General features: G+C 44.3%; 20 protein-coding genes. All 20 read right to left on the bottom strand.

Translation table 11 applies throughout. The features are described from left to right. Positions 1 to 82: 82 nt before the first annotated feature. Positions 83 to 319: a hypothetical protein gene (locus KDM92_RS00180; protein WP_230408094.1), complete on the bottom strand. Its 237-nt coding sequence runs from the start codon at positions 317 to 319 to the stop codon at positions 83 to 85. Between the two features lie 179 nt (positions 320 to 498). Then, on the bottom strand, positions 499 to 1455 hold the full coding sequence (locus KDM92_RS00175) for a chemotaxis protein (protein ID WP_212682479.1): 957 nt from the start codon (positions 1453 to 1455) through the stop codon (positions 499 to 501). 192 nt (positions 1456 to 1647) lie between these two features. Continuing rightward, the gene (gene ppnN / locus KDM92_RS00170; protein ID WP_308426946.1) at positions 1648 to 3018 is read right to left on the bottom strand and encodes a nucleotide 5'-monophosphate nucleosidase PpnN; all 1371 of its coding nucleotides are present in this window, start codon (positions 3016 to 3018) and stop codon (positions 1648 to 1650) included. Positions 3019 to 3219: 201 nt separating this feature from the next. Then, on the bottom strand, positions 3220 to 4554 hold the full coding sequence (gene rlmD / locus KDM92_RS00165; protein WP_438947449.1) for a 23S rRNA (uracil(1939)-C(5))-methyltransferase RlmD: 1335 nt from the start codon (positions 4552 to 4554) through the stop codon (positions 3220 to 3222). A gap of 150 nt (positions 4555 to 4704) precedes the next feature. Continuing rightward, on the bottom strand, positions 4705 to 5763 hold the full coding sequence (gene rpoS / locus KDM92_RS00160) for an RNA polymerase sigma factor RpoS (protein ID WP_212682478.1): 1059 nt from the start codon (positions 5761 to 5763) through the stop codon (positions 4705 to 4707). 53 nt (positions 5764 to 5816) lie between these two features. Then, positions 5817 to 6704, bottom strand: a complete 888-nt coding sequence (locus tag KDM92_RS00155) for a peptidoglycan DD-metalloendopeptidase family protein (protein ID WP_230408093.1) — start codon at positions 6702 to 6704, stop codon at positions 5817 to 5819. A 95-nt stretch (positions 6705 to 6799) separates the two neighbouring features. Continuing rightward, the gene (locus KDM92_RS00150) at positions 6800 to 7690 is read right to left on the bottom strand and encodes a protein-L-isoaspartate(D-aspartate) O-methyltransferase (protein ID WP_212682477.1); all 891 of its coding nucleotides are present in this window, start codon (positions 7688 to 7690) and stop codon (positions 6800 to 6802) included. Continuing rightward, on the bottom strand, positions 7687 to 8424 hold the full coding sequence (gene surE / locus KDM92_RS00145; RefSeq protein ID WP_212682476.1) for a 5'/3'-nucleotidase SurE: 738 nt from the start codon (positions 8422 to 8424) through the stop codon (positions 7687 to 7689). Before surE ends, KDM92_RS00150 begins: the two co-directional genes overlap by 4 nt. A 123-nt stretch (positions 8425 to 8547) precedes the next feature. Then, a complete protein-coding gene (locus tag KDM92_RS00140; protein ID WP_212682475.1) occupies positions 8548 to 9807 on the bottom strand; it encodes an HD-GYP domain-containing protein in 1260 nt (419 codons plus the stop codon). A gap of 242 nt (positions 9808 to 10049) precedes the next feature. After that, a complete protein-coding gene (locus KDM92_RS00135; protein WP_212682474.1) occupies positions 10050 to 10823 on the bottom strand; it encodes a uracil-DNA glycosylase family protein in 774 nt (257 codons plus the stop codon). 9 nt (positions 10824 to 10832) lie between these two features. Next, the gene (locus KDM92_RS00130) at positions 10833 to 11324 is read right to left on the bottom strand and encodes a type II secretion system protein N (RefSeq protein WP_212682473.1); all 492 of its coding nucleotides are present in this window, start codon (positions 11322 to 11324) and stop codon (positions 10833 to 10835) included. Between the two features lie 78 nt (positions 11325 to 11402). After that, positions 11403 to 12620 (bottom strand): type II secretion system inner membrane protein GspF, encoded by a 1218-nt coding sequence (gene gspF, locus KDM92_RS00125; protein ID WP_212682472.1) that lies wholly within the window; start codon positions 12618 to 12620, stop codon positions 11403 to 11405. A 19-nt stretch (positions 12621 to 12639) separates the two neighbouring features. Further along, the gene (gspE, locus tag KDM92_RS00120) at positions 12640 to 14070 is read right to left on the bottom strand and encodes a type II secretion system ATPase GspE (RefSeq protein ID WP_212682471.1); all 1431 of its coding nucleotides are present in this window, start codon (positions 14068 to 14070) and stop codon (positions 12640 to 12642) included. A gap of 5 nt (positions 14071 to 14075) precedes the next feature. Then, positions 14076 to 16178, bottom strand: a complete 2103-nt coding sequence (gene gspD, locus KDM92_RS00115; protein WP_212682470.1) for a type II secretion system secretin GspD — start codon at positions 16176 to 16178, stop codon at positions 14076 to 14078. 92 nt (positions 16179 to 16270) lie between these two features. Further along, entirely contained in the window at positions 16271 to 17050 is a 780-nt protein-coding gene (locus KDM92_RS00110; protein WP_212682469.1) for a type II secretion system protein N, read from the bottom strand. 1 nt (position 17051) lies between these two features. After that, entirely contained in the window at positions 17052 to 17555 is a 504-nt protein-coding gene (gene gspM / locus KDM92_RS00105) for a type II secretion system protein GspM (protein ID WP_212682468.1), read from the bottom strand. Continuing rightward, positions 17552 to 18850 carry a type II secretion system protein GspL gene (gene gspL / locus KDM92_RS00100; protein ID WP_212682467.1) on the bottom strand — a complete coding sequence of 433 codons (1299 nt, stop codon included), beginning with the start codon at positions 18848 to 18850 and terminating at the stop codon, positions 17552 to 17554. Before gspL ends, gspM begins: the two co-directional genes overlap by 4 nt. Before the next feature lie 97 nt (positions 18851 to 18947). Further along, positions 18948 to 19949 carry a type II secretion system minor pseudopilin GspK gene (gspK, locus tag KDM92_RS00095; RefSeq protein WP_212682466.1) on the bottom strand — a complete coding sequence of 334 codons (1002 nt, stop codon included), beginning with the start codon at positions 19947 to 19949 and terminating at the stop codon, positions 18948 to 18950. Continuing rightward, a complete protein-coding gene (locus KDM92_RS00090) occupies positions 19946 to 20602 on the bottom strand; it encodes a PulJ/GspJ family protein (RefSeq protein ID WP_212682465.1) in 657 nt (218 codons plus the stop codon). The genes gspK and KDM92_RS00090 overlap by 4 nt, the downstream gene beginning before the upstream one ends. Further along, positions 20592 to 20990, bottom strand: a complete 399-nt coding sequence (gene gspI / locus KDM92_RS00085; protein ID WP_438947448.1) for a type II secretion system minor pseudopilin GspI — start codon at positions 20988 to 20990, stop codon at positions 20592 to 20594. Before gspI ends, KDM92_RS00090 begins: the two co-directional genes overlap by 11 nt. Position 20991: the final 1 nt, after the last annotated feature.

Raw genomic sequence — 20991 nt, 5'->3', positions numbered from 1 at the left:
ATTTTAGGTCTTAACCAAGATCGCATTCGACGTCTTTAACATTAAGCGATGCATTGGTTGCTGGAATTGTTTGCTACTGAAATTATTTACGATAAATCTCTGGACGCGATTTATTACGCGTTTCGTATACAATTTTTGCATCTTTCATCGCACGGTCTAAAGTACGCATCTCTTCATGATCATCATGTGGACTAAAATACTCTGCAGCTTGAGCGCGCATGACATATTTGATCGCCGCTTCATCGTTGAGATTGTACATCTCGGTCAATAGCGTTGCGACTTCGTCTAAATACTCTTCATAGGTCATGAACTTTTCCATCGCATTGATTCCTTTTGATTCCTGTTGATTCGTTTTACGCAAAATGCTTGAATGAGGGCTGCATCTTACTCTGTTTTATCGCCCTTTGCGGACATAAAAAAACGCTGACTTCGCGATCGATGCTTAGTCAGCGTTATTCATAACCACATCAAGCTGTTTAACAGCGATGACGGTAATTCCTAATGGGCAATCACTTCTCGAATTGTTGCCGCCAACTCTTCTGCTACAAACTTAGCGACATATGCATCAGCACCCACACTACGTACGTGATCCTCATTTGTCGTACCAGATAATGAAGAATGGATAATCACTGGCAATTCTTTGAATCGATCATCTTGTTTGATATTACGAGTCAATGTAAAACCATCCATTTCTGGCATCTCCAAGTCTGTCAGCATTAGAGCAACTTTGTCGCGTAATGTTTTACCTTCTGCAGTCGCACCGGCGTGAAGCACTTGTAATTTTTCCCAAGCCTCTTTACCTGTCTTGCACATAACGTAAGGTGCACTAATCGCATCTAAAGCCTGACCAATTAAACCACGCGCAACGGCAGAATCGTCCGCTGCCAAAATCACTGCACCAGGTTTAATTTTGAGCTTAGCACCGATCGTTTCGGAATCAATATCCTTGTTTCCAGAAGGCGCAATTTGACGCAAAATTTGCTCAACATCCAAAACCTGCGCCAATCGTGTGTCTTCAGCGTCACCATCCAAACGAGCGATACTGGTTACCATGCCACCTGCAGCGCTAGACTCTGCTGACAACACTTGATTCCAATCTAGGCGAACGATTTCTTCCACAGATTCGACTGCAAATCCTTGCGTTGAACGCGCAAACTCGGTCACCAACATGATATTCAAGCCCGTGGTTGGTGTGCGCCCGACCACCGAAGGCAAATCAATCACTGGAATAATTTGACCACGCAAATTGACCACGCCTAAATTATGTGGAAGTGCACCAGCAACCGCCGTAATCTCAGGCATCGCGACAATTTCACGTACCTTAAAGACATTGATACCAAACAATTCAGAACGTTGATTTACTGCATCGTTCCCCAATCTGAACAACAACAATTCAAATTTATTTGAACTGATCAAGTTGGTACGTTCATCAACTTCATGTTGTACAGTACTCATATTATTTACCCTCATTATTTATGTAGCTGGACCACTGATCTAAGTAAAACCACACTCTTATTATGCTACTTTTTTTCTGAGAAACACGAATTTCCCATCTGAAATATTTGTTTTTTTTGTTGATGTGACAAAAATGTTTCAACGATTAACAATTACATCAATAAAAGCCACACAATTCGATGAACGCAGATCTCACCTAATAACTTTATAGCAAGGAATGTAAGCTTTGCCAGGTAACTTCATACGACTTTGTTTTACAAACGAATCCAACAAAATATCCATTGCATGCATGATCTCTGGATCACCGCAAATCTCAAAATGTCCAAACTGTTCAATCGCTCTAATGCCTTGGTCTTTCACATTACCGGCAACCACACCAGAGAACGCGCGACGTAAATGCGCAGCTAATAAATGTGCGGGTTGATTCTTGTGTAAAGCCAAGCCACGCATGTTTTCATGGGTCGGTGCAAATGGATGTTGAAACTCACGATCGATTTTCAACAACCAATTGAAGTAATACGCATCCCCATGCTCCTTGCGATAAGCACGCACAGTCTTGATACCAGCTTGCACTTGACGCGCGACTTCAACTGGATCATCAATAATGATTTGATATTTACTTTGTGCCTCGCTACCCAAGGTTGTCGCAATAAACTGATCAATCTGCTTAAAGTAATCGGCGGCGGATGCTGGTCCAGTAAAAATCAATGGGAACGGCAATTGTGCATTGTCTGGGTGCAGTAAGATTCCCAATAAATAAAGGATTTCTTCCGCTGTACCAGCACCGCCCGGAAACACCACAATCGCATGTCCCATACGAACGAAGGCTTCAAGACGTTTTTCTATGTCTGGCAAAATCACTAAATCATTCACAATCGGATTCGGCGCTTCAGCAGCAATTATCCCGGGTTCAGAAACACCTAGATAACGACTGTTTTCAATACGTTGTTTTGCATGTCCGACTGCTGCACCTTTCATTGGCCCCTTCATTGCACCCGGACCGCAACCAGTGCAGATATCCATGCCACGCAAACCAAGGTGATAACCGACTAACTTTGTGTAATCGTATTCATGTCCAGAAATGGAGTGACCGCCCCAACACACCACCAAATTAGGACTAATCTGTGGCTTTAATAAATTAGCGTTACGCAGGATATGAAAAACTGCATCTGTAACACCTTCGGTTGTATCAAGATTGATATGGGCATTTTTTAAAATTTCACCATCAATAAACAAAATATCGCGCAACACCGCAAATAAATGTTCTTGTATCCCTTTGATCATTACACCATCGACGAACGCACTCGCCGGTGCTGCTTTTACTTCTAACTTGATACCTCGTTCACGCTGAACAATACGAATATCAAAACTCTTATAACGCTCCAGCAATTCTTTGCCATCATCTAAACCACTACCACAATTGAGTACGGCTAATGCGCAGCTGCGAAACAATTGATATAGGCTACCGTGACTAGTATCCCAAAGCCGAGCTACCTCTGCTTTGGAGAGAACTTCTAAGTGACCGTCCGGTGTAATTTGCGCATCCATTACTTCATAACTCATCTTTACTTTCCTCTTTTCTTTTATCTATTTAAGTAAATGTAGTATCCACGGATTTAATTAAACTTTCAAGCAAGCAATACAAAAATACTGATGAACATAAAAAAAGCCGACTGATGCTGTCGGCTTTGATTCACAAGCTTCGCACACTGGACGTAGCTCATTGAACTTCGCTCATTAAATGAGCTAAAAACACAAATTAAATTAAGGGAGATCAAACACCGCCATTGATTCAACATGCGAAGTATGCGGGAACATATTAACGACACCCGCTTTTCTCATCTGATATCCAGCCTCGTTCACCAACATACCAGCATCTCTCGCTAAAGTAGATGGACTGCATGAAACGTAAACGATGCGTTTAGGACGCAATTCTGGCGCGATCTGACCAAGTTCGATCAGCGCCTGACAAACCGCCATCGCACCATCACGCGGAGGATCAATCAAGAAGCGATCGAACTTTCCTAAGCTGATAAAATCTTCCGCCTTAACCTCGAACAAATTACGGGTCGCAAATGAGGTTTTTTCGGCTAAGCCGTTCGCTTGTGCATTACTCAAAGCGCGCTCTGTTAATGCGGAACTGCCTTCAATCCCAACCACTTCTCTAACTTGCGTTGCGATTGGCAAAGTGAAATTACCTAGCCCGCAGAATAAGTCCAAGACTCGTTCGTCTTTTTGCGCATCAAGCAAACCCAAAGCACGTGCTACCAGCACACGATTAATGTGATGATTTACTTGTGTAAAATCTGTAGGCTTGAACGGCATCTTCACGCCAAACTCTGGAAGTAAATAATGCAAATCGGATTGTGCTGGATAATATGGTTCCGCACTATCTGGACCTGCAGTTTGCAACCACCACTGCACTTGATATTGATCCGCGAAAGCTTTCAACTTTTCTGCATCACCTGGGCCTAGTGGCTGCATGATGCGTAACACCATCGCCGTCACACCTTCACCAATTGCCAGCTCAATTTGCGGCAGTGCTTCGATTAACGTCAATGAGCTAATCAAATCACGTAGTGGCATCAACATCGCAGAAACATGTGGAGGCAAAATTTCACAAGTTTCCATATTAGCGACATAGCGAGATTTCTTCTCATGGAAACCGACTAAAACGATGCCCTTTTTGTGTACATTTCTAACCGACAAACGAGCGCGGTAACGATATCCCCAAGTCGGTCCATAGATTGGGCGCATCACCATTTCTGGCTTCACTTTACCAATGTGCGCCAAATTGTCTTCAAGTACCCGCTGCTTCATCGCGACTTGTGCGTTTGGCTCCAAATGTTGCATAGAACAACCGCCGCAAACACCGTAATGAGGGCATTTCGGTCTAACTCGTTGCGATGACTCTTTGATGATAGGGCCCAAAGTGGCGGCTTCCCAGCTAGGCTTTTTACGATAACTGTTAAACCCAACTACTTCTGTTGGTAAAGCACCTTCGACAAATACGACTTTGCCTTGGCTGCCATCTTCGTTGAGAAGATGACCAACGCCGCGCGCGTCCATATCGAGGGAGCGGATGTTAATTGTATTCATGATCAAGATTGAAGAGGCTATCAAGCCAGCGAGGATAGAAAGTTGAAAGACCGCAGATTATACAGTTTAATCTCGCGTTTCGAACCGATAATCCCGTAGAAGTCGCTGTGCGTAACGGCCTTCGACTATGCGTTTATGCTACAAAAATGATCACAATAAAGCATCTCTGCCAACACCGCGCGAAGCAAAACTACGTTTCAGCTTAATCAATGCTTCCTGTTGAATCTGCCGCACGCGCTCACGCGTGATACCCATTTCATCGGCTAAAGTTTCCAAAGTAACAGGATCATCGTTATCCAATCCGAATCGGCGCATGATGACTATTCTTTGTTTATCCGGCAATTTGGATAGCCAGTCTCGCACCAACACCGTCAATTCATGGTGTTCTGCTTGTGCATCTGGGGCATGTTCGCTGTCACCGGGTAGCATATCCAACAAGCTGCTTTGCGGGTCACCATCAAGTGGCGTGTCGAGTGACATCGCATGCTCTGACAGTGCGAGAATATCTTGAACCTCATCTAAAGGACGGCTAACTAAATGTGCGATATCATCAGCACTCGCATCTTTTCCATCACGATGCTGCGATTCAAGATGATACTTCGCGCGCAAAATCTGATTTAACTCTCGCACGACATGAACTGGCAAACGAATGGTACGAGCTTGATTCATGATGGCGCGCTCTATGCTTTGCCGAATCCACCAAGTCGCATACGTGGAAAACCGAAATCCACGTTCAGGTTCGAACTTGTCAATTGCATGCATCAAACCTAAATTGCCCTCTTCTATCATATCTAACAGAGCGACACCGCGATTAATGTAATGCTTAGCGATAGAAACGACTAGGCGCAGATTATGTTCAATCATCTTTTGACGAGCATCAAAGTCTCCTTGCTTAGCTAGCGTCGCGAAATGCAATTCCTCCGCGGCACAAAACAAGGGGCGCGTACCAATTTGATTCAAATAATGCTGAGTTGTGTCTGTCGATAATTCCGCTGCCAAAATATTCTTAATTTCATCAATCGGCGCGATACTGACACTTGACGTCTCATCAAACTGAGTCGCATGTTCCCCTGTCTCAACGGCATCTTCGATAACGTCGTGAGAACCGGAGTCAACAAGATCTTCAGCCGCATCCTCAATATCAAGAATATCTTGTCGTTGACTTTGTGATGAATGGGGCAAGTTATCGTCCTGAGGAAATTTATGCATATTTACAGTCAGATTCAATTCAATGAACTAATCAACACAAACAACAAATTAGGCTAACGATTCGGCAGCAGCTTTAGAGGATCGATCGGTTTTCCAGATTGACGAATTTCGAAATGCAACTTCACCGTCTCACTATCTGAATTTCCCATTTCAGCAATTTTTTGTCCTTTGCTTACCGTCTGCCCTTTCTTAACCAAATTGGTTTTATTGTGGGCATAAACTGACAAATAATTATTCGCATGGGTGATCACCAACATATTTCCATAGCCACGTACTGCGCCGACTTCATAGATCACTTTTCCCGGCGCAACCGCAACAATGTCTTGTCCCAACTTACCACCGATATCAATACCTTTGTTTTTTGGATCATCGAAAGTCGATAGCACTTTACCATTAGTAGGCCAGACCCAAGCGATTTCTGGCGCGACCTCTTGGGTCGGTTTCTCAACTGGTTTTACGACGACTGCATCGTTTTTAACCGTCGACGATGCGACGGAAATTGCACCGTCTGACTTTTGCAGCTCTGCCAAATTTGATTCCGAATACGGACGCTTATCGCCTTTAGGTGCGGTCTTATGCGTTGCTGGATTAATTGGATTTAAATTGCGAACTTCAATTCCAGAATTGCCTGTAATCGGCGTTATTTTTACTTCACTGCCACCAGCTGGTCCGGTCCACAAAACTTGATCAACTTTAATATCACTTGGGTTTGCAAGATTATTCCATACAATCAAGTCATTCATATTCAGACCAAGTGCCAGCGCAATTTTTGACAAGGAATCACCACGCTTCACCACATAACTTGGTCGAACAGATTCTGCTTGCTTTGCAACTGAGTTTTGCGAAGCTGTCACAGGCTCTGTAGTGGTTTCTTTACTACGCTCAATCACTGGCGCTTGATTTGGCACCGAACTACATGCGGCGACAAAGAGAACCGACATCAAAGTCAAAACTTTATAAACGAACCTACTTTGCTTCATAAACATTTCTAATTTTCTTAATTAATGAAATTCTCAAACTCTACTAAAACCCAAACTCAGACCACACCTTGATGGAGTGGCACGAAATGGCATTGCTCTAATACGCTACTAGCCCATTCATGTTGTGAAACGCGCTCTACCAATTGCAATACTTGTTGACGTCCACCCACAGGCGCTATTAATCGACCACCTATCGCTAGCTGCTCTAACAAGGCTCTCGGTACTTCCAAGCCAGCAGCAGCGAGTATGATACCGTCAAAAGGCGCTACTTGTGGCAAACCAAGCATGCCATCTCCATAATGCAAGCGAATATTTGCAATACGCATAGGACGCAAATTATTTTTCGCAAGCTCATGCAAGGCTTTAATGCGTTCGATAGAGTAAACCTCTTTCGCAACTAAAGACAACACCGCCGCCTGATAGCCACAACCGGTGCCGATCTCTAACACACGTTGCAAATTTTTACCGTTGCGCAAAATCTCCGTCATACGCGCAACGATATAGGGTTGCGAAATCGTCTGATGGTGCCCGATCGGTAAAGAGGCGTCGATATACGCTTGACTCGCCAGACCAGACTCAATAAATAAATGACGAGGAATTGCCTCCAAGGCGGCAAGTACCAGATTATCTTTTACACCTTGCTGCGCGACGCGCGCCACCATAGCTTGGCGAATCTTGTCAGAAACCATCCCCATGCCAGCGCTCGGCAATGCCTTGTTTGTCGAAATGCGATCCGGCTCTCTTTTCGAGGCTGAACTTGCGTTTGAAATTGAACTTGTGACGACAGTTTTAGCTAAAGGGGGTAAATTGTTTTTTAGATTTTTAGTGTGAATAGCCGCATTTTGCATCGCAGTTTGCGGCATGGCTGTTGGAGATTTACGAAGAGCGCCTCGCTGATCAACGACCGATGACAGATTCAAAGGAAAGCGCTTTTCATTGGCTGTCATAGCAAATCTTCCGCCAAGGCTTGCATTTGTTTTGGATTAGTCAAATCAATTTGCAATGGAGTTACCGATACAAACCCTTTGGCAGTTGTAGCAAAATCAGTACCTTCGCTGGTATCTTTGACTGCACCAACTGGACCTATCCAATAAATGACGCGACCACTTGGATCGTGAGATTGTATGACCGGCTCTGAAGCATGCCGTTTACCCAAGCGTGCCGCGCGCACGCCTTGAATTGCAGCGTGATCCAAGTTGGGGATATTTACATTGAGCAAATATGGCTTTGCCAGATTTGGAAAACCTCGCAACACCATTTGAGCTGCGACTTTTGCGGCGTCAGCTAATTTATCCCAGCCTTTATCCACTTGAGAAAACGCAATCGCAGGAATACCAAATAAATACGCTTCTGTAGCAGCAGCCACTGTCCCAGAATATAAGGTATCGTCACCCATATTTTGACCTTGATTAATACCTGAAACAACCAGGTCAGGAGCCTCTTTCATCAAAGCCGTTAGGGCGATATGGACACAATCAGATGGCGTACCGTTGACAAAATAAAAGCCATTATCTGCACGAGATACGGATAATGGCCGATCTAAAGTTAATGCATTTGATGCCCCAGAGCGATTGCTATCTGGAGCGACAACGGTTATGTCGGCATGCGGGCGAAGTGCATCGGCCAGCGCGACAATTCCGGGGGCTAAATAGCCATCATCATTACTAATCAAAATTTTCATAAGTGCATTTTACCTGATGCACTCAAGGAAATTCATCAGCTTTTTGATTTATTTACGGTCGTTGGTTTTACGACAGTCGAACCGAATTTGATAGAAAAAGCACTTGCAAAATAACCCTAGCGACTACATTTTCCCTACACCATCGCCTAGCCAATAATGACTGATATCTTTTAAACCCCAAGTGCTAGCATCTTCACGAGAAACAATTTTATCTTGTATACCCGCAGCAGCTAAATCAAGTAATACTGGCGAAATATAAGTCATCGACTTTGAAGAGAAAAACGCGCGAACCTTTGGCAGCAACAAGGATTTACCAACCTGCTGTTCAATCACAACACCAAGACGACCCGATTGCAATTTAACTAAAGTACCAACGGGATAGATTCCAATGCTACGAACGAAGGCTTGAAAGACCACTTCATCAAAGTGACCGCGACTCCATTCAGACATTTTCTTGAGCGATTCAGCAGGACACCAACCTTCTTTGTATGGACGATTTGAAGTGATCGCATCATACACATCACACACCGCCCCCATTTTGGCATAGAGACTGATCTGATCACCTTTTAGTCCTTTGGGATAGCCAGTTCCATCCATCTTTTCGTGATGATGCAAACAAACATCGAGTGCGATCTCACTTACTCCTTTTGCCTCAAGCAACATCGCATGCCCAGCACTTGGATGCTCTTTCACTGAAACGAACTCATCATCTGTCAAACGACCCGGCTTATTTAAAATTGCAGGGGGAACCGCCATTTTGCCGATGTCATGCAATAAACCTGCCAATCCCGCCTCGCGGGTTTCATCATCGCTCAAACCAAGCTGACGAGACAAAGCAATCATCAATGCACAAACCGCCACCGAGTGCATGTAGGTGTAATCGTCCGCAGTCTTCAGACGCGCTAATCCAATAAGAGCTCCCGGATTACGCATGACAGAAGTTGCAATCTCCTCTACCAAAGGCATCGCCTGTTCGGCCTCAATTGCTTTACCCATGCGCGCTTCACTAAACATAGAAAACACCGCGCCCTTGGATTTGCCAACTATTTTTGCCGCTCTGCCCATTTCGGCATCCATCGATACAGTCTGTATCTCTGAGAACGGCGTACGATGCTCTTTTATCGGAGCTGGAACCTCAGGTTCTGGCGTGGAGACGACAATCTCAGGGACTTTTTCGACTTCCGGTTTTTCCTCCAACACGTCACAGCCTTTGTCGGTGTCAATCCACAATTCGCGGATGCCAGCATCAATTATTTTTTCTATCGTCGTTTGATTATCAATTGAAAATGATTTTTGCCAAAATGGTGAACTCATCCAAGAAGTACAAAGTTCTTGTACATACATTCCCTGTCTAATTTGCGAGCTCTTAATCTTCTTTAACATATCTAACTAACTTCCTCGCATCTCTATTTGCAAGCACACAGCGAATTCTCCTCAACACTGTAAACGTATTTAATGCCAACCAAAAGATGTTTACAGGAAGAAACTAAGCTTATTCTACCGCAGAGCGATTATCTTGGTTCGACTAAGCAAAAGGATTTCTAAAGATGTGAGGCAAATATGCAAATTATCTAGCTCTATGCATTTTGCGATAGTGAAAAGCTTACATTAAGCAACAAGGAAATTTACTTATATAGTAATTTCAATGGCCTAAATAAATTTTGCATCGATACATTGTTAATAAAGCTTAAATTATAAGGATGCTCCGATTTAAACTTTTCAAACGCAAAGAGAGTCACTTCCTGATCCAAGCGATCCGCTATTTTTCCCCATAAAATAAGACTAGGCTTTGTCGCTTGCCTGGCTAAAGCCTCAAACACAAATGGTAAAAATGTTCGCCATACCTTGGCATCGATTGCAGGTGCAACATCCTCACGAAAAACTAGAGAAGCGTTCAACATCAGAAACCCATGTTGAAGAAAGTTATCCTGCAACTCTGCCATCGTTTGCACATAGGTCGCTGGGTCAGCACGCATCTGTTGCGCCACCGGCGATAATGCGGCAACGCTGGTATCACCTGCAGTTAAGCGCTGATCAGCGACCAACAGCATTTTTATAAAATTGCGTAATGAAGTAGCACGATTGACTGGTTTACTTAACCCACCCGCTGACTCGTGTGACCAGATATTATCGACCGCACCATCCATAAAACAATAACCAGTCGCACTCTCACTACGAGGATAAGGACCTTCGCCGATCAAGACGTAACGTACTGAAGACAGAGGTACGGAAAAAGCAGCAAACAATCGATGACTATCTGGCAAAAACCGCGAATTCGCTAATTGATTGAGGTAGTCAGGAAACTCACGTTCAATCGCTTGCAACCCCTGTTGTAAAGTCACATGCCATGAAGGATGTGCTAGCTGAATATCCTGCGAAAAATAATCAGAAAAATTCATACAAAGCAATTATTTAGTAGGACTAGGAATCTGCGGCGGAACCAATCCTGGCGCAGGTGAAATGGGCGCAGAAGGCGCGACCTGAACAATGCCAGCGTGAGGAGTTGGCGCTGGCAAATCGACTCTTCGCGGAATTCCTGATTCACTCACAATCACATGATCTGCATGCACTTCCTGCAATCGTACATTCGGCATCAACTCTTTTCCGATTCCGACGGTGAAGTTAGGCTGTCCCTCGACGACAATAATCGCCACACTATCTTTAGGGTTGGCTGCGACAATCACACCTTTTAATTGATAACTACTTGGTGCTGCTTGTGTGGTGGCAGAAAGTCCAAATAGATCGCCCCACTGCCCAACGGATGGCTGATAACCATCAACACTCACTGGCGCTTGAATTGGGCGAGATGCTGGTTTAAATATTTGCATGCCCCAATAAGTCACCACCACACAAAGCATGGAAAACAAAATGATATTAATAATCAAAGGAAGGCGCTTCATATTTTTCTCAATAATTTAAACTAGATTCGCTTGTCCGAAAACACACAACAAACTAAAGATACTGTTCGCAATTCGCGGTTAACGCACCAACTGATTAATCTCAATAATTGGCATCAACACCGCCAACACAATCAGCAACACGACGACACCCATCGCCAAAATCAATAACGGCTCAAGCAAACCCGCAATTGTCAACGCACGACGTTCCAAGTCTTGTTCCTGCGCCGACGATGCACGCTCCAGCATTGCGGGCAATTCACCTGTCACTTCACCAGCACGAATCATATGAATCAACATCGGCGGAAAGTGTTTATGTGCGGACAAAGCACGAGCTAAGCTAACGCCCTCGCGCACACTATTGGTAGCATCTTCAACTTGTGCTCGCATCGCGACGTTGGATAAGGTCTCACGACTGGTTTGTAGAGCTTTCAAAATCGGCACACCTGATCCCGTTGTAATCGATAAGGTGCTCGAAAATCGCGCCGTATTCAAACTCCGTTCAAACTTCCCATACATAGGCGCGTCGAGCAACCACGTATGCCAACGCATTTTTATTTCGGGATTTTTAAGCGCATGTCGACATACAAACGTCATTGCGGTGATCGCTATCGCCAGTAACCAGCCATAGGCACGAACAAAATCCGAGATCGCCAGCATCACCACCGTCAGCAATGGTAATTTTTGTTTTGTGTTAGCGAACACCGATACGATTTGCGGCACGACATAAGTCAACAAAAAAATGACAATGGCAAATGCGACGACGGTAACGATAGCGGGATAAGTGAAAGCGAGCTTGACCTTTTGTGTTAAGGCATTACGACGTTCGATGTAATCCGCCAGGCGCGATAAGACCCGAGACAGTTGACCAATTTGTTCACCAGAAGCTACCAAAGCACAATAAATATCAGTGAAATCATTTTGATGCTGCTTCAAGGCATCAGACAATGCAGAACCAGCCAAAATCTCAGATCGAATTGAGGCAACTAAATCACGTATATAAACGCGCTCAGCTTGCTCTAATAAAGCAGAGAAAGCCTGTTCAAGCGGCAAGCCGGCATCCAACAAACTCGATAGCTGACGCGTAAATAAAGCCAATTCAACATTAGATAGATGTTCGCTAAAAAGTGATCGACCTCGTTTTGCATCGCCAGTTTGGTTCGCAATTAATTCCACCGTTACAGGCACCAAATTTTGTGCGCGTAAATCGGAACGAGCAGCACGAGCACTGTCGGCGGTGACAACCCCTTTCTTACTATTCCCGAAGGAATCTACGGCTTCATATCGGAATGCAGGCACAATCAGGCTCTCTATTGAATTATTCTTTGGTCACGCGCAATAGTTCTTCTTTGGTGGTTACACCGGCGTCTAGCCAGCGTTGCCCATCTTCGCGCATGGTTTTCATACCATCACCCTGAGCTGCTAAACGAATCTCAGCCTCCGATGCCTGATGATGAATTTGCGCTGAGATCGCTTCCGTGGTTAACAGCAATTCATAAACACCAACCCGACCTTGATAACCTGTATGACCGCAATGCGTACATCCAACCGATTTCCAGACACCACTTTCATGCACTTTACAGTGCGTGCACAACTTACGAACCAAGCGCTGTGCCACTACACCCAACAACGATGACGACAATAGAAATGGCTCAATTCCCATATCGAGCAAACGCGTAACGGCTGCAGCCGCATCATTCGTATGCAAGGTTGCCAAAACTAAGTGACCGGTTAAAGAAGCTTGTACAGCAATTTGCGCAGTTTCTAAATCACGAATTTCACCGATCATAATGACGTCAGGATCTTGCCGCAAAATCGCACGCAAGGCTTTTGCAAAACTCATGTCGATCTTTGCATTTACCTGCGTTTGCCCAACCCCAGCTAATTCATATTCAATCGGATCTTCAACTGTAAGGATGTTGGTAGTGCCTGCATTCACGCGAGATAGCGCAGCGTACAAAGTTGTCGTCTTTCCCGATCCGGTTGGTCCAGTAACAAGCACAATACCGTGTGGCTGAGCGATCAATTGATCAAACTGCGCGAGCACTTGCGGACTCATACCAAGGTGCGTCAAATCTAACTTGCCTGCTTCTTTATCCAACAAACGCAATACCGCTCGTTCGCCGTGACCAGTTGGTAGTGTTGAAACGCGCACATCAACCGGCTTTCCACCAATACGTAGCGTGATACGTCCATCTTGCGGCAAACGCTTTTCGGCGATATCTAATTGCGCCATAATTTTTATACGGGAAACCAAAGACGCATGTATCCCTTTCTTAGGACGAATCACATCACGTAATGCACCATCGACGCGAAAGCGCACTACTGAAATTTGTTCAAATGGTTCAATATGAATATCTGAAGCACCTTCACGCAAAGCTTGCGTCAACAAGGCATTGATCATGCGGATGACTGGCGCATCATCAGCGGATTCCAATAAATCCTCGATCGCTGGCATATCTTGCATTAGCTTGGCCAAATCCATATCGGACTCAACTTCACCAACCACATCAGCGGCATCACCGCCCGATCCAGCATAAGCACGTGCAATCTCTTGCAACAATTCTGCATGAGGCATCAGATTCAAGTGCACGCGCCCAAAACGTCGCCCTGCTTCCAAAATCGCAGCTTGTTTGGTTTCAATCGATACCTTTAGCTCAACAGGCGCACCTTCTAAGTCATCTCGACGACTAGCAAGAATAGAAAAATCTCTGGCGAAGGCAAATGGCAATAATCGATTTTCAGACATACGATTTACTTGCCTTCTTTATTGACTGATTTTGCTTTATCGGCAGAACTAGGTTCCGCTGGGGTCATTAGCCTTCCCTTTTCCATCTTTAAAAAAGGAACGTCGGTTTCATTCTGCATACTTCGCAAATATTGTGTACGCAAGTAATCGTAACGATCCAATGACACACTATTGCTATCTTCTGCGGTACGTATCACAGTTGGACGCAAGAACACCATTAGGTTAACTTTTGAACGCTTCTGACTACTGTACTTAAATAAATTACCCACTAAAGGAAGATCACCGAGAAATGGAACTTTTTCGACACCGCCACGGGTGTCATCTCGGATCAAACCACCGAGCGCAATGATCTGCCCATCCTCTGCTAGTACATTCGTTGCAATCGACCGCACTGTGGTAGTGATGCCAACACCACCTGCTACAGGTGCTCCGACATTAGACACTTCTTGCGCAATCGCCAACTTCACAGTACCACCTTCTGAAATCTGCGGCTTTACCTTTAATTTAATACCAATGTCTTTACGTTCAATTGTTTGAAATGGATTCGATCCCGCAGTACCTGTGGTTGCCGTCGTATATTGACCTGTGATAATGCCGACATTCTGACCGTCGGTAATCGCTGCCTCTTCATTATCTAAAGTCACCAAATTTGGCACAGATAACACGTTTGAGCTACCGTCTGTTGCCAAAGCATGGGCTAGTGCACCAATTCCCAATTGCCCACCGATTTGTCGAAATAAACCGACATTCAAACCTTTACCTACCAATGCCGCAGCTTGTGTTGTTGCATTTCCAGACGCCAAATTAATCAATGCATTTTGATTTGGATAGGAGGTCACGGCGCCTAAGCGATAATTGCTTGTGCTGTCACCAGTCGCCCCTGCCCATTCAACTCCGAGTTCATTTAAGCGATCTGCAGAAACTTCAACAATTAAAGTTTCAATATAAACTTGGGCGCGACGTGCATCAAGTTGATCAATCACGCCACGTAAATTTCTATAGACTGCGTCACTTGCAGTGATGATCAGGGTATTTGTCGCAGGATCGGCTTGAATAAAACCACCGCTTCCACTTGTAGGCCCTAGACTATTATTATTGGAACTGATTGGAAGGCTTAAATTAGAACCAGAAGAACTTAATGCAATATTATTTCCCTGCGCTGTCGAGCCACCTATGTTATTTTGTGAATTGGTTGGAAAGCCAACATTGTTGGAAGTATTCGCTGAAGTTGATGATAAAGAACTGTCGCCGCCTAATATTGATCTAAGTGTTGCCGCGAGTTTGACTGCTTCTGCATTTTTCAAGTAAACCACATGCACATTACCTGGTCGTGTAGTTGGTTGATCCAACTGAGCGACGAGTGACTTCACTAAATTACTACGTGCGACTGAAGGTGATTTAATTAATACAGAATTTGTTCTGGAATCCGCCAATACGATGGTTTTACCCGCATCTGCACCTGCTTGACTATTGTTCTCGCTCAGACGTGTCACCATAGTAGCTACATCTGATGCGATAGAATGCTTAATCGGAATAATTTCTATTTCTGGATTAGAAGGCACATCAAGTAAGGCAATCACTTCCGACATACGGCGCATATTATCGGCATAATCTGTGATCACAATCGAGTTATTACCTGGATTAACGTTAATCACATTATTTGGTGAAATCAAAGGCCGTAAGGCAGTCACAATATTATTTGCAGCCTCGTAATTAATACGAAAAACTTGCGTAATAATTTGATCGCCTTTTACACTTTTTGCTTGTGTTGGTCCGCCCTGCAATTTCGCATCAGCTTCTGGTACTACCTTTGAGAATCCGTCCGAGGTCACCACCGCAAAGCCTTGCATACGTAAATTAGACGTCAATAATTTAAATGCCTGCTCTTTCGTTAATGGTTTTTCCGCAACCAAAGTCAATTGGCCCTTTACACGCGGATCAATCACAAAAGTCGTTCCGGTGTAATGGCCAACTGCCTTAATTACTGATTCAATATCGGCATTTACAAAGTTTAAACCTGCGACATTTTGACCTGATTCTTGTGCAACAGAGGTCAAGGGCAAACACAAGCTCGCAAAGCCTATACCGCTACAAAAAGTGGCTTGCATACAGATATGCAACAATTTTTTTGATCCCATTATTCGGTGCGTATTCAACGACGATTTAATTGTATTCTTCATGCCAATTGTCTCAGTTATACTTAGTTATACTCTAATGCGATGACTTGTTTGTCGCCTTCTTGACGACGTCTTCCCAGCAAATTCAATAAATTTGCCATTCTTTCTTCTTGCCCTTGCTCGGCAAATGCTTTTCCTGAAAAACGAAAACGACCTTGTTGCAATACGCCATTTCCTTCTAACATCATTGGACCTTTGTGCGTGCTCAACACTAAGTTTGCAACGTCGCCTTTCCAATTAAATGCTAAGAGATAACTCCCCAGTGGCTTGACCGAAGACGCACGCGATGCCATCTCATTCATTTCCAATTTCATCGTGCCATTCAATAGTGCCTTACCTTCAATGACGCTTAAATCCAACTGTCCCCAATGCAAAGCAATTTTTCCAGTTGGACCGATGGTATTTAAGGGAGCCCCCAATCCTTCTAATCGTTCAGGTGGCAAGGTGATACTAGCTGGACTGATATACCACTGTTGAAAGCTACCTTTTACTTGTAAAGGTGCTGACATCACCTGCGTATTTTCTAATTCAACAGCCACTTGACCTAATAAGATGGCTGGAGAAATTTTCCAAGAAAATCGTCCCGGAAACAAAGGCGTAACAGCTGATTTCTGGTCAACCGCGCCACCAATAAACGCCGAGCCACGCCAGAAGCTTCCTTGTATATCCCCCAAACTCAGGCGCCCCATCGTTTGCTTCTCTAAAAGCACACCTACCCAGCTCGCAGGCAAAAAAATTAGTACGGACACAAAGGTGCTCAAGATGCCGACCAAACACCAAGCTAAAACAACTTTCTTTTGCATACTAATTGCCAGGTCTTTGCTGCCGCAAGGTAATTACCACACTCACCTGTCCCGCATCGCTTAGCGAACTTACTTTTGCCTCATCAACAGTTAAGCGAGCTGCTTTCTGCATTTCCAAAATCCATTCCATCAATTGTGCATACGCGACTGTATTTGCTTGAAAACGTACGATCTCATTCGAGACTGTTAAGGATTGGGTTTTAATATTACGGCGATTTAATGTCGACTCAATGACTTCGCGAGTAATCGGCGGAATATTCTCGGACATTGTCTTAGATAGTGCTTCATACTGAGACGCCATATTCATCATAGTGGCGGCTTGTAGTTTTAATGCTGGCGTCGCACTCTCCAAATTGCGAATATTGCTGAGCGCAGGTTGAACGCCGATTAAATAAATCAGGCTTGCAAGGATTAACACCCCGACGCCGAGCAAAATTCTACGCTCACGTAAATCACGCCTACGCCAATCATTGCGCAAGCTTGTTATAAATTCGATTTCTTTCATCTTGTGCCACTCAAATCAACAGTCAGCTTCAATGCATTGTCTTTGACTTCCAGTCTTAATCCACGCTCTTTCAATAAAGAAGTTAATTGATCAACTGGAACTTCTGCTAAATTTTTGGGTTGAATAAATAAACTACGCTCACGATACTCAATGCTAGCAACCGTCGCGCTTGGCTGCCCTGGCACCAAGTGTCCCCATGCTGCTGCAAATTGTGCACTTAGCACTAAAAAGTCATCATTACTCGACTCTCCAGCCATTTTTTTTGCCGCATTAATTTTCTGTTGCATTTGAAATAGCGGATCACGAGAAACAGGCTCTCTAGGAAATGCGGACTGATAGATAGCCTGAATCGAATCTTGTATCGTATTCGCTTCCGTTCGTAAACTCATCCATTTCCAATTTAGAGCGAACAAGCTAATAAGCACGATGCTACTCGACAAAATCAATGTCCAACGCCATTTCGCCCAGTCGAAACTCTGCTTTCCCTCGAGATTAAATGTGGAAAACAAATCCAGCGTTTGCGTCGACAAACCAGAAATTTTTGTCTTCCAATCAGGTTTAGAAAATTGCACCTGCGGCGATACATCACCCTCAGTCGCAGAAACTTTAGATAAAACAGCTTCTAATTCTGGCGCCACGAAATAATTGATCGCCCCCTGTGGAAGCAAAATCTTGATTGTTTGTTGTATCTGAGTCGCGACATCAACATCATCAATTTTTTTATCGTGTAATGCGATGGTTAAACCAGCTCCTAATTGTCCAGCTGCTTTTACAGAAATTTCCAGGATTTGCTCACCAATTTGATCTAAGTTAGTCGATTCAACTAGCACAGTGGCACTCTCTGCTTGCAATGGTAAGCCACTGGAAATTGTGTGCGCGGAGATTTTTTGTGCGCCAAGCGCTACGCCAAGCGACATCAATTGTTCAACCCAAGATTTGGCGATAACAGCAACCTTGCATTGACCATTCACCGGATGTTCGGGGACAAATAGCAAATCATTGGTATCAGAGAGTAACTGCTCTTCTAACAAGTTCGGCAATGCGGTTTTCAATTTTGCAAACGACATCGGTGGAACCGCAACCTGACAGAAGTTCACATCACTCGACGACACCAATAAAACCAAGCGTTCAGATGAATGAACTAACTCTCGCAAAGAGTTGAAAGAGTGCCGACCTTGCTGCAGAATATTTTTATCGGTCGCTAACAGACAATATAAAAACGTCTGATCTTCCCAGCGCCCCAATTGCTCCACTACCGACTTAGGAGGTAATTGTAAATAAAGCGTACTTGCCATGTCCCCTGTTACCCTCTACAAAATTGAGTTCACTATCTTTTTGAATCGTTTTTCTATGTGCCGTATTTTTATTTGCTTCTATGGCGATCACTTAAACTCAATTCTCTCTAACCCATAAAATCTGTGTTCCCTTGTCATCGCGTTCGATCAAGGCATCCACTTCCAATAAAGATTTATTCAAGCGAACTCTTCCATTAACAACAAAAAAATTCGTTTGAAAATCTAAAAACTTAACGTCAGCTTCAGTCACCTTATCGGGAAAATTCAACTTAAATCGCTCAAAATCAAGAAAATAAGCACGATCCCTGGTCGCAATCATTAACGCAGCGTCTGTTAAACTGACGTTTTCTAAACGCGCAGACAAGACTTCGGCCGTTGTCGTGTTGACATTGATCTTTGTTGGCACAGGTAAAACGGTAACAAAGTTTCTCAATCGCACAATATTAGCTACCGAAAAGCCCGGAATTGCCAACAAATCATCAATTTGGCTAAATTTCAAGAATTGTACTTCGGAATTAGCGATTGTCGATAAACTATCAGACTTCTCGGAAGGATTTGGTGGGTTTTGCGCACCACCCGGCTGACCTGGCTGTTGCGGTCCTGCAATTACTTTATCCTGCGTTAAGGCAATTTGGCTGGCGACACGTTGCGCCAATGAGGGATCGAGACTCAAATTACTGAGAAGTTTTGCGAAACTGGCTAACTCACGAGGATCTACTTGCCCATTCGCAGCCAAATTTGTCAAATTAAACTTTGCTTGCGCATCGCTAATTTGCCCAGATAAAGTCGCATCACTATCCTCAGTATCGGCCCTCCCATTTTCCACATATTGATCTAAGCGCGTATCACCTAAATTGACTGCCCAAGGCTCACCTAAATGATCGACTTTACTGATACGCCTATCTTCACGCAAGATTAGTCCAGCCCAATCCAATGCACCTCGCAAAACCCATTTTTTCTGCAACTGAAAACGTTGATTTTCGATTGATCGAACTTGAACTTGTTGTTGCCAGAACAGACTAGCCACAATCGTAATCGCCAAAGTGGTGAGTAGTAATGCGGTAACAACAGCAACGCCGTCTTGTTTTTTAAGGGTCATGCGGCACCCAGCAAGAAAATCTTCAATAGCGGATTCTGTTGACCACGCAATTGCATCGTGACTTCTAAACCAGTTTTCCGAGGCACAGCTTTACCTGGCTTAGGCGTTGCAGCGATTGTAGGGTCGCTAGTAATATCAGTTCCGGCTACGCGCCAATTATTTTCGTCATTATTCCAAGTTCGCATTTGAAACACGGTTACATCACTCTGCAATTTCACTACTGGCATATTGTCATTGCCGTTGATCGCACTCTGCCACATCGCGTCGATGAGTTTTAAATCACGTGTTGCAATCGATTCACGCCGAGAAAAAATACCCTCCTGCATTTTATAGGCAACGACTTGTAATTGAGGCGCACGCCCGTCTTCATACACATTGCGGATCAAAATTAATTGGGTATCAAATGCACGTATGCTCTCGCGTCTTGGTAACTGCACATCGCTCACAACATGCGCACAATCATTTTCCAATTGAACAAAACTAATTTGCGCACCGCGACTTTGTTCAAGCTCTTGATTTAATGTTTGGCGAGCGCGAATGATACTGTCTAATCCGCTCCATCCCATCACCGCGATAATCGCAAGAATCGCAATTGCCACTAGCAGTTCAATCAGCGTGAAGCCAGCACTTCGGTATTGTGACTTATGGTGCATTCGGCACCACCTGAGTCAATTTTGCCAAGCGACGTTGCAAATTACTGGCTTCAAATACCAGCACCTCAACTCGTCTAAATGAAGGATTAGGCGTCGCTAATACATGTTCTTCACAAAGCAGATTTAATTCTCCTTGCGGACAAGGAAAACTGCGCTCACCAAGTTGCGGCCACTCTTTACCAAGACGAATTTGCGCGAGACGATTTTCTGCCGACCAATTCGCCATCATTGTGGCGCGAAGTCCGCTACTGTTTTGTGCCAAGCTAGCAACCGCTCGCAGACTGGCTCCCAAAACAGTACCAACGATGACTAGTGCAACTAGCACTTCTAACAAAGTAAATCCACGAGAAATGCGTTTATGCTGTGGAGCTTGAGTTTTACAAATCACC

The organism is Affinundibacterium baiyunense (assembly GCF_018139645.1).
Taxonomy (GTDB): domain Bacteria; phylum Pseudomonadota; class Gammaproteobacteria; order Burkholderiales; family Burkholderiaceae_D; genus Undibacterium; species Undibacterium baiyunense.
The sequence above is the reverse complement of the archived record's forward strand: the minus strand, read 5'-3'. Positions and strand labels throughout refer to the sequence as shown.